This window comes from Pseudomonas abyssi (genome assembly GCF_003444685.1).
GTDB classification, from domain to species: Bacteria; Pseudomonadota; Gammaproteobacteria; order Pseudomonadales; family Pseudomonadaceae; genus Halopseudomonas; species Halopseudomonas abyssi.
On record NZ_LMAZ01000004.1, the window covers coordinates 18149 to 25919 of the forward strand.

At 64.5% G+C, this 7771-nt stretch carries 10 protein-coding genes; 3 read left to right on the forward strand and 7 right to left on the reverse strand.

Annotated features, from left to right (window positions below):
* Positions 1–315 precede the first annotated feature (315 nt).
* Entirely contained in the window at positions 316–750 is a 435-nt protein-coding gene (locus ASB58_RS13045; protein ID WP_118131164.1) for a helix-turn-helix domain-containing protein, read from the reverse strand.
* Between the two features lie 82 nt (positions 751–832).
* Here ASB58_RS13045 and ASB58_RS13050 point away from each other — a divergent pair, with 82 nt between their 5' ends.
* Both ASB58_RS13050 and ASB58_RS13055 read left to right on the forward strand, forming a co-directional pair.
* The gene (locus ASB58_RS13050) at positions 833–1324 is read left to right on the forward strand and encodes a DUF2938 domain-containing protein (RefSeq protein WP_118131165.1); all 492 of its coding nucleotides are present in this window, start codon (positions 833–835) and stop codon (positions 1322–1324) included.
* A gap of 1 nt (position 1325) precedes the next feature.
* Complete coding sequence (locus tag ASB58_RS13055) at positions 1326–1550, forward strand: DUF2798 domain-containing protein (protein WP_065335961.1); 225 nt, start codon at positions 1326–1328, stop codon at positions 1548–1550.
* Between the two features lie 710 nt (positions 1551–2260).
* Here ASB58_RS13055 and ASB58_RS13060 read toward each other — a convergent pair.
* From ASB58_RS13060 to ASB58_RS13070, 3 genes are read right to left on the reverse strand one after another with little or no spacing between them, the layout of a single operon-like run.
* Positions 2261–3202, reverse strand: a complete 942-nt coding sequence (locus ASB58_RS13060) for a 5-oxoprolinase subunit C family protein (RefSeq protein ID WP_118131166.1) — start codon at positions 3200–3202, stop codon at positions 2261–2263.
* Positions 3199–3897 (reverse strand): 5-oxoprolinase subunit PxpB, encoded by a 699-nt coding sequence (gene pxpB / locus ASB58_RS13065; protein ID WP_118131167.1) that lies wholly within the window; start codon positions 3895–3897, stop codon positions 3199–3201. The genes ASB58_RS13060 and pxpB overlap by 4 nt, the downstream gene beginning before the upstream one ends.
* Positions 3894–4637: a 5-oxoprolinase subunit PxpA gene (locus ASB58_RS13070; RefSeq protein WP_118131168.1), complete on the reverse strand. Its 744-nt coding sequence runs from the start codon at positions 4635–4637 to the stop codon at positions 3894–3896. The genes pxpB and ASB58_RS13070 overlap by 4 nt, the downstream gene beginning before the upstream one ends.
* A 143-nt stretch (positions 4638–4780) precedes the next feature.
* Between ASB58_RS13070 and ASB58_RS13075 the strand changes: the two genes are divergently transcribed.
* Entirely contained in the window at positions 4781–5473 is a 693-nt protein-coding gene (locus ASB58_RS13075; RefSeq protein ID WP_118131169.1) for a type 1 glutamine amidotransferase domain-containing protein, read from the forward strand.
* Between the two features lie 137 nt (positions 5474–5610).
* Here ASB58_RS13075 and ASB58_RS13080 read toward each other — a convergent pair whose 3' ends face one another.
* Genes ASB58_RS13080 through ASB58_RS13090 form a run of 3 tightly spaced genes read right to left on the reverse strand, consistent with a single transcriptional unit; the run spans position 5611 to position 7526 of the window.
* On the reverse strand, positions 5611–6042 hold the full coding sequence (locus ASB58_RS13080; protein WP_118131170.1) for a PaaI family thioesterase: 432 nt from the start codon (positions 6040–6042) through the stop codon (positions 5611–5613).
* A 19-nt stretch (positions 6043–6061) separates the two neighbouring features.
* Positions 6062–6943 (reverse strand): alpha/beta hydrolase family protein, encoded by an 882-nt coding sequence (locus ASB58_RS13085; protein ID WP_118131171.1) that lies wholly within the window; start codon positions 6941–6943, stop codon positions 6062–6064.
* Positions 6933–7526: a TetR/AcrR family transcriptional regulator gene (locus tag ASB58_RS13090; RefSeq protein ID WP_181977934.1), complete on the reverse strand. Its 594-nt coding sequence runs from the start codon at positions 7524–7526 to the stop codon at positions 6933–6935. The genes ASB58_RS13085 and ASB58_RS13090 overlap by 11 nt, the downstream gene beginning before the upstream one ends.
* Positions 7527–7771 lie beyond the last annotated feature (245 nt).

Sequence of the window (7771 nt, forward strand, 5' to 3'; positions counted from 1 at the left end):
CCCCAGTCCCGTTTACGCGGGCGAGTAGTGCAGGGCTGGCGGGAAGGCGAAAGGGTGCGTCTGCCAATGCGCAGGCGTTCAAGAAGGCAGTCACTGATCTCAATCGCCGTCATTCCCGCGCAGGCGGGAATCCATTTGGTTGGCGTGGCGGCGGATCTGGATCCCCGCCTTCGCGGGGATGACGAGAAACGATGGGGATGACGGTGGAGGGTGGGAATGGCTCTGGGTGTGAGGGTGAGCACGGCATGCCCTGCCCTTGTACGCTGGGTTAGCGCCGACTGACCTGAGCTGCCAAGGATGCCGCTCGAGCTGCGCTCACACCCCCTCCGGCGGGCTCACCTTACCCCTGCGCGTCTTCTTACTTTTAGCAGCGGTCGCCGCCGCATCCATCAACCGACAAAACTTAGGACACTCCAGGTGATTGGGCGCGGAGCAGGCGGCGGCGTGGCGCAGGCCGTCGCGCAGGTTGCTGAGTTGGCGAATATTGCGGTCCAGTGCGTCGGCGCGGTTGGACAGCTGCTGGCGATCAATCTCGGGGCGGCCGTCTGGCGAGAACATCTGCGCAATCTCATCCAGTGAGAACCCCGCTGCGCGGCCCAGCGCAATCAGTGCCAGCTGCTGCACCACGCGGGGCTGAAATGCCCGGCGCAGGCCGCGTCTGCCAATCGATTTGATCAGCCCCTTTTCTTCGTAATAACGCAGGGTGGAGGCCGGCAGGCCGGATGCTTTCGAGACCTCGTTGATGTCCATGTTCGCGCCCTTGACTTAAAGTCGACTTTAAGTGGCATCGTGCATTTTCTGCCCGTCCAGGGCAACTCACAGGAGGCAGAAAATGGATGATTTATGGAGCGCGGTAGCTATTGGCGTAGGCGCAACGCTGGTGATGGACGGCTGGGGGCTTGTGCGTAAACAGCTGTTGGGGATTCCACCGGCAGACTATGCGTTGGTGGGGCGTTGGCTAGGGCATATGGCGCATGGGCGCTTTCGGCATGAGCGCATTGCCGCTGCCCGACCGATCCCGGCGGAGGCGTTGCTTGGCTGGGGCGCGCATTACCTGATCGGGGTGGTGTTTGCGCTGTTGCTGGTGGCGATGTGCGGAGCGGAATGGCTTCGTCAGCCAACGCTATTGCCCGCCTTGGTTTGGGGCATGGTGACGGTGGCGGCGCCCTTTTTGCTGATGCAGCCTGGCATGGGCGCGGGGTTTGCCGCCAGTCGCACGCCACGCCCGAACGCTGCGCGTTTGCAGAGTTTGATCACCCATAGCGTGTTCGGTTTGGGCCTGTATGGCTCAGCGCTGCTTCTCAATGCTTTTAAAGGAGTCTGACATGGCTATTCCTGCGCGTTTTGCGCCGATTGTGTTTGGCGCGTTGCTGTCGGCGATCATGGTGACCTTGGTGTCGGCCTTTGTGATTGCGGTCACCCAAGGCTTTGATGAGCACTTTGTTGCGGCGTGGCTCAGAAGCTGCGCGCTGACCTGGCCGGTGGCGTTTCCGACGGTGACCTTGGTTGCGCCTTGGGTGCGGCGGCTGGTGGGGTGGTTGACGGTGTGAGTGGTGGTGGAGCGTCGGACGGCGCATGCCCGAGCTCCGCGTTGCGTCAGATGCCGCTTGGTGGACAACGCTGCGCTTTTCTCCACCCTACGATTGCGTGCGTGGCGAATGCACGGACCCCAGTCCCGTTTACGCGGGCGAGTAGCGCAGGGCTGCCGATCCCCGTCAGGCCGAGCAACGCAGCGAACCCGAAGGGCCGCGTAGTCGGGTGCCCCGGGGATTCAGGGAAGCGCTAACCCATTTCACATGCCCTCTGGCGCTCAGGCCGGTCCGCAATCAAGGCGTGGTTTCGATGGCATGTCGGGACCTGTCGAGAAATCACAACGTAGAGTGCGGACCGGCCTGAACGCCCCGTAGGGCGAGCGCTCAAGCATGCATCTGACTGCGTTGCGCTGCTTGCCAATAGAACCATTATTGGCTGCACATCGCGCCTTGCATCTGCATGCTTTAGCACTCGCAGAGGGCGTGTGAAATGGGTTGGCGCTTCCCTTTGGGGGGCTGGGCAAGCGGCCCCCCTTGGCTCGCCGGAGAAGGCGAAAGGCGAGCAGGACGACGCCGCAAATGCTGAGCAACGTTGCGATGGTGGAGGCAGCACGGCCTCGGCATGCCGTGGCCTTACGAACGAGGTGGCGTGGGAGCGATCAGAATATGCCTCAACTCCGCGTTGCGTCAGATGCCGCTTGGTGGACAACGCTGCGCTTTTGTCCACCCTACGACCCGAATGGTGCGCCCTGTGCTTGCAGGGCGCTGATAACGTTCAGCATCTCCCGCCTCGCGGCCTCCTGACTTACCACCCTTAACCTCACCTTCTGTCCCGGCGCACACTGCGCCAACCTTGCCAGCGACAGCGGTGTGACCGCGCCCAGCCGGGGATAGCCGCCGATGGTCTGGCGGTCGTTCATCAGGATGATCGGTTGGCCGTCTGGCGGTACCTGAACGGCGCCGAGGGGGATGCCTTCGGAGATCAGGGCCTGGCCCTGGTAGCGCAGTGCGGGGCCGGTGAGGCGCATGCCCATGCGGTCGGCGCGCTGGTCGAGGGTCCAGCTTTGGTTGAAGGCGGCGAACAGGCTGGCACCAGCGAAGCTGGCGACTTGTGCGCCGGGGATCAGGTCGAGCACGACCTCATTGCCCGGATACCAGAGTGCGCCTGCGGGCATGGTTCTGGGGGTGGCATCGCTGGCGTTACCCTGCAGGCGGTCGCCGTTGTGCAGGCCGCGGCCATTGCCGTGCAAACTGCCAAGCTGTTCGCGCATCACGGTGGCGACTGCGCCCATGACCGGGTCTGCCGCAAAGCCGCCGGGGGTGGCGAGGTAGGCGCGTACGCCGCGCTTGGGGCTGTTGAACCGCAGGGTCTGGCCGTGGTGCAGCTGAAATGCCTGACCGGGTGCCAGTGGCTGACCGTCGAGTTTCGCATCCAGATCGGCGCCGGTCAGCGCCAGCCAGCCGCTGGCTTGTGCGCGCAGTTGCAGGCCGCCAAGGGGGATTTCGATCACGGCGGCGTCTGCTGAGTTGCCGAGCAGCCAGTTGGCCTGCTGCATGGCGACCCAGTCCAGCGCGCCGCCCTGGGTGATGCCCAGATGGCGCACGCCAAAGCGGCCGCCGTCTTGCAGTTGGGCAAAGCCGAGGCTGTGCTCGACCAGCAGCTCGATCATGCGCTGGCCTCCATCGCCGTGTCGTCGCCGCCCAGGCGGATAAATTCGGCGTGGTCGATGGACACAAAGCGCACCCGGTCGCCGGGTTGCAGCAGGCTGCCGCGCTCGGCGCTGAACAGGGTCAGCGGGCAGCGGCCGATCAGGTTCCAGCCGCCGGGTGAGGTCAGCGGGTAGATGGCGGTCTGGCGTTCGGCGATGCCGACGCTGCCCTTGGGCACGCGCTGGCGCGGGGTGGCGAGGCGGGCCGAAGCGAGCGCTTCATCCACCAGTCCCATGTAGGCAAACCCGGGCGCGAAGCCGAGGGTGAACACTGGGTAGTCGCGGCTGCAATGCTGCTCGATCACCTGCTCCGGGCTGAGCCCGGCGCGTTGGGCGATGCTGGTCAGTTCGGGGCCGACGCTCTGGTGATACCAGACCGGGATGGCGTGCAGGGTGCCGGTCTCATTCGTCAGCGGCTGCAGGTTGTGCAGGCTGCTGTGGATCAGCGCGATGGCATCTGCTTCGCCCAGGGCGTGCAGGTCGTAGTGCAGCAGCAAGGTGGTGTAGGACGGCACCAGATCGATCAGCTGCGCGCCGAAGGCTGCGCGCAGGTTTTCTGCGGCGGCGATCAGCCAGGGCATGTTGGCCTCGTCGATCTGATCAAACAGCCGCACCATCAGACTGTCGATGGCTGCGCTCTCGATGCGCAGGTTCACAGCGCGTCCAGTGCGGCGCGGATGCGGGCGACCACGGCGACCGACTCGGCGTTGTCGCTGTGTACGCAGAGGCTGTCGGCGCGCAGGGTCAGCTGGCTGCCGTCGCTGGCGCTGATCGGCTCGCCACGGGCGAAGCTTAGTGCCTGGGCCAGAATGCGCTCCGGGTCGTGCTGCACGGCGCCGGGCTGGTTGCGCGGCAGCAGGTAGCCGTCCGGGTCGTAGCCACGGTCGGCGAAGGCTTCAAACAGCAGGCCGATGCCCTGCTCCGCGGCCAGTTGCTCGGCTTCGCTGTTGTTGCGGCGGGCCAGCAGCATCAGCGGCAGTTGCGGGTTGAAGCGGGCGACGGCGCGCATTACTGCGGTGAGCAGCGCGGGCTGTTTCATCATGTCGTTGTAGAGCGCGCCGTGGGGTTTGACGTAGCTGAGGCTGGCGCCTTCGGCGCGGCAGATGCCGTCCAGTGCGCCGAGTTGGTAAAGCAGCAGGTCTTCCACTTCCTGCGCGGAACAGGCCATCGAGCGGCGGCCAAAGCCGACCAGATCCGGGTAGGCCGGATGCGCGCCGATACGCACGCCGTGCTGCGCCGCCAGCGCGACGGTGCGGCGCATGGTGGATGGGTCGGAGGCGTGAAAGCCGCAGGCGATGTTGGCGCTGTGCACATGCGGCATCACGGCCTCGTCCATGCCCATGGTCCAGGCGCCGAAGCTTTCGCCCATGTCGCAGTTGAGTTGTAGCGGCTGCATGGTTACTGGTTGTCCTGTGCTGTCACCGGCGCGGTGAGACTGAACCATTTGCGTCGATTGCTGCCGGATTTACTGTGTATTCATGCTGTCTGGCGCGCGTTCGCGTCACAGCCGTTGGTTCATCGATTGTAGAGAGGAGCGATATGAAGATTCTCATGGTTCTCACCTCACACGACAAGCTTGGCGATACTGGCAACAAGACCGGCTTTTGGCTGGAGGAGTTTGCCGCGCCCTATTACGTGCTGCACGACGCCGGTGCCGAAATCACCCTGGCCTCGCCCAAGGGCGGCCAGCCACCGCTGGACCCGAAAAGCGCCGAGCCGGACGCGCAGACCGAGGCGACCCGCCGCTTTGACGCGGATGAGCATGCCAAGGGGCTGCTGGCCAATACCGTGCGGCTGAGTGAGGTGTCCGCTGCTGACTTTGACGCGGTGTTCTACCCCGGCGGCCACGGCCCGCTCTGGGACCTGCACGACAACGCCGACTCGCTGGCGCTGCTCAATGCCTTTGCCAAGGCCGACAAGCCGATTGGCGCGGTGTGCCACGCGCCGGCGGTGCTGCTGAATGCGCGGGCTGCTGATGGCGAGTACCTGGTCGGCGCCAAGCGGGTGACCGGGTTCTCCAACTCCGAGGAAGACGGCGTGGGCCTGAGCCAAGTAGTGCCCTTCCTGCTGGAAGACGCGCTGAAGGAAAAGGGCGGCGTGTACAGCAAAGGCGAGGACTGGGGCGAGTATGTGCTGGTCGATGGCCTGCTGGTCACCGGCCAGAACCCGGCGTCATCCGAGAAGGCGGCGCGTGAGTTGCTGACGCTTTTGAAGGTGTTGCCGGGGGTGTGAGGTGCTCCCGCTCGACCAGCGGACGTGGGTGCATCGCGGTGGCCGAGTTGGAACTCGGCCTTCCCGGAGGGCACCGTTCTTGAGGCTTGAGGCTTGAGGCTTGAGGCTTGAGGCTTGAGGCTTGAGGCTTGCCGCTATCAGCTGAGAATCATATTGGTCGCGGTGGCATACGCATACAGCGAGCCGTTTTCATCACGCAGATACCCTTCGCTGATGATTAAGCGGCGGGTTTTGTTGATAACTTTGCCTTCGGCGATCAGTGTCTTGTTGAAGGGCACCGGTTTGCACATCTTCACGCTCAGCTCGATGGTGCCATAGCCCTCACCTGCTCCCAACATGGTGTGCGCAGAGCAGCCGGTGACCGAGTCCATCACGGTCGCAGCAAAGCCGCCGTGTACGCCACCCAGCGGGTTGGTGTGGCTTTTGTCGGCGGTGGCTTCAAACACTACGCGGCCCTCTTCGGCCAGCTTGACCTGCATGGGGATGGTCTTGGCAATCGGTGCAATCGGCAGGTGCCCGGCTGCGGCGGCCTGCATGATCTGCAGGCCGGTCATTTCTTTCGGGTTCATTGCGTGTTCCTTGAGTCGATCAGGCCGCAGCGGCAGCCCGGGGTTGGCTGGCGAACCAGTCCAGCGCGTCGCGCCAGAGCGGTTCGGCGTAGGGGCGGAAGTAACCCATGTGGCCCAGTGGCTTGAGGCCGAGGGCCTTGGGGTCGATATCCCGCGGTTGATAGGCGGCGCCGCTGAAGGCGCTCATAAAGGCGTCGCGTGATTCGGGGCCGGCCCAGAGATCGTCCAGCGAGACGGCGCCGACAATCGGTGTGCGCACGGCGGCAAAGTGCTCGTTAAGCCAGGCCATCTTCGGGTCTTCAAAGAAGTAACGGGGGTAGCGGCACCAGTGTTTCCAGTCGCGGTACACGCCCTTGGGCAGGTCTTCGCCGAGGCCCAGCCAGTTCCACGCCTGATAGCCCTTGATGGCGACGATCAGCGGCAGCACCAGATTCCACATGACCTGCACCTTGCGGCGCTCGCCTGTGGGCATCCAGCCGTGCCAGCCAGCACCGGTGCCGAAGGTGTAGACGGCGTGGATCGCATCACGGTTGGGCAGCAGGCCGAAGGCGTGGCCGCCGAACGAGTGGCCGACCAAGTACAGCGGCAGATCCTGCCGACCGAGATAGTCGACGCCGGCGGCGAGGTCCTTGTCGGCCCAGTCTAGGTAGTCCATCTCGAAGCCCTTGAGGCTGGCCGGGGCCGAAGCGCCGATACCGCGGTAATCGAGGGTTAGCGTAGTGAAGCCGTTGCTGGCGGCAAACTCGGCAAAGCGCCGGTAGAAGCCCTGCGGCACGCCGGTGGCACTGCCGACCAGAATCTGCCCGCGTGGCTCGCTGGCCGGGTACAGGGTGGCGGCGAGCTGGTAGCCATCGGCGGCGGTCAGGGTCAGGTCGCGCGGGGCGAGCGATTCAGTGGCCATGGGCAAACTCCTTCTGTTGCAGGCGAACGTGGCTGAGCAGGGCGCGAAACGAACGCTCGATCGGGTCGGTGCTGCCGGCGGCGCGGGCCATGATCAGCCCACCCTCGTAACTGGTGAGCACCAGCACGGCCAGGTCGGCAGCGGCCTCGGCAGGAAAGCCGGCGCGGCTGATCTCTCGGGTCAGCAGGCCGCTCAGGTTGTTGAACGCGCCGTTCAGCGCCAACAGCAGGTCGGTGTCCTCCGGCGAGCAGTCGAGCGCCGCGGCGGCCAGCGGGCAGCCGAGCTTGAAGCGGCTGGCGGCGATACGCTGCAGCGCGCTGTCGATCCACGCCGCCAGCGCCTCCAGCGGGTCATCGAAGCGCGCAAACATCTGCTCCAGAAACCGCGCCATCTCCGCCTCGGCGTTGGCAATGGCGGCCAGCGCCAACTCTTCCTTGCCGCCGGGAAAGTGGTAATACAGGCTGCCCTTCGGCAGCCCTGCGGTTTTCAGAATCTCACTCAACCCCACACCATGAAGGCCCTTGCTCTGCAGGGCGTTCTGCATGGTTTTGACGAGAATTTTGCGGCTATCTTCTTTGCTCATGTTGCTAGTTATAGACCGATCGGTCTGTGGAGTAAAGAGCGAGGTGCGATGTATGTACGGGCGAACGACGTTTATCTCTAAAGCCGGCCACGGCATGCCGTGGCCCTACGAAAGGGGGTGTAAGACATGCAGCATGCACGGACCCCAGTCCCGTTTACGCGGGCGAGTAGCGCAGATTTATCGGGAAAAAGAGTCATAGGATGTCTGAGGAGCGAAGCGACGAGTTTTATGACTCCCCGATAAAT

What these genes read in the sequence shown, in the direction of transcription:
- ASB58_RS13070 (WP_118131168.1), bottom strand. Translation starts at nt 4,637, where the DNA reads ATGCAGCCGCTACAACTCAACTGCGACATGGGCGAAAGCTTCGGCGCC.
- ASB58_RS13080 (WP_118131170.1), bottom strand. Translation starts at nt 6,042, where the DNA reads ATGAACCCGAAAGAAATGACCGGCCTGCAGATCATGCAGGCCGCCGCA.
- ASB58_RS13085 (WP_118131171.1), bottom strand. Translation starts at nt 6,943, where the DNA reads ATGGCCACTGAATCGCTCGCCCCGCGCGACCTGACCCTGACCGCCGCC.
- ASB58_RS13090 (WP_181977934.1), bottom strand. Translation starts at nt 7,526, where the DNA reads ATGAGCAAAGAAGATAGCCGCAAAATTCTCGTCAAAACCATGCAGAAC.
- ASB58_RS13055 (WP_065335961.1), top strand. Translation starts at nt 1,326, where the DNA reads ATGGCTATTCCTGCGCGTTTTGCGCCGATTGTGTTTGGCGCGTTGCTG.
- ASB58_RS13045 (WP_118131164.1), bottom strand. Translation starts at nt 750, where the DNA reads ATGGACATCAACGAGGTCTCGAAAGCATCCGGCCTGCCGGCCTCCACC.
- ASB58_RS13075 (WP_118131169.1), top strand. Translation starts at nt 4,781, where the DNA reads ATGAAGATTCTCATGGTTCTCACCTCACACGACAAGCTTGGCGATACT.
- ASB58_RS13050 (WP_118131165.1), top strand. Translation starts at nt 833, where the DNA reads ATGGATGATTTATGGAGCGCGGTAGCTATTGGCGTAGGCGCAACGCTG.
- ASB58_RS13060 (WP_118131166.1), bottom strand. Translation starts at nt 3,202, where the DNA reads ATGATCGAGCTGCTGGTCGAGCACAGCCTCGGCTTTGCCCAACTGCAA.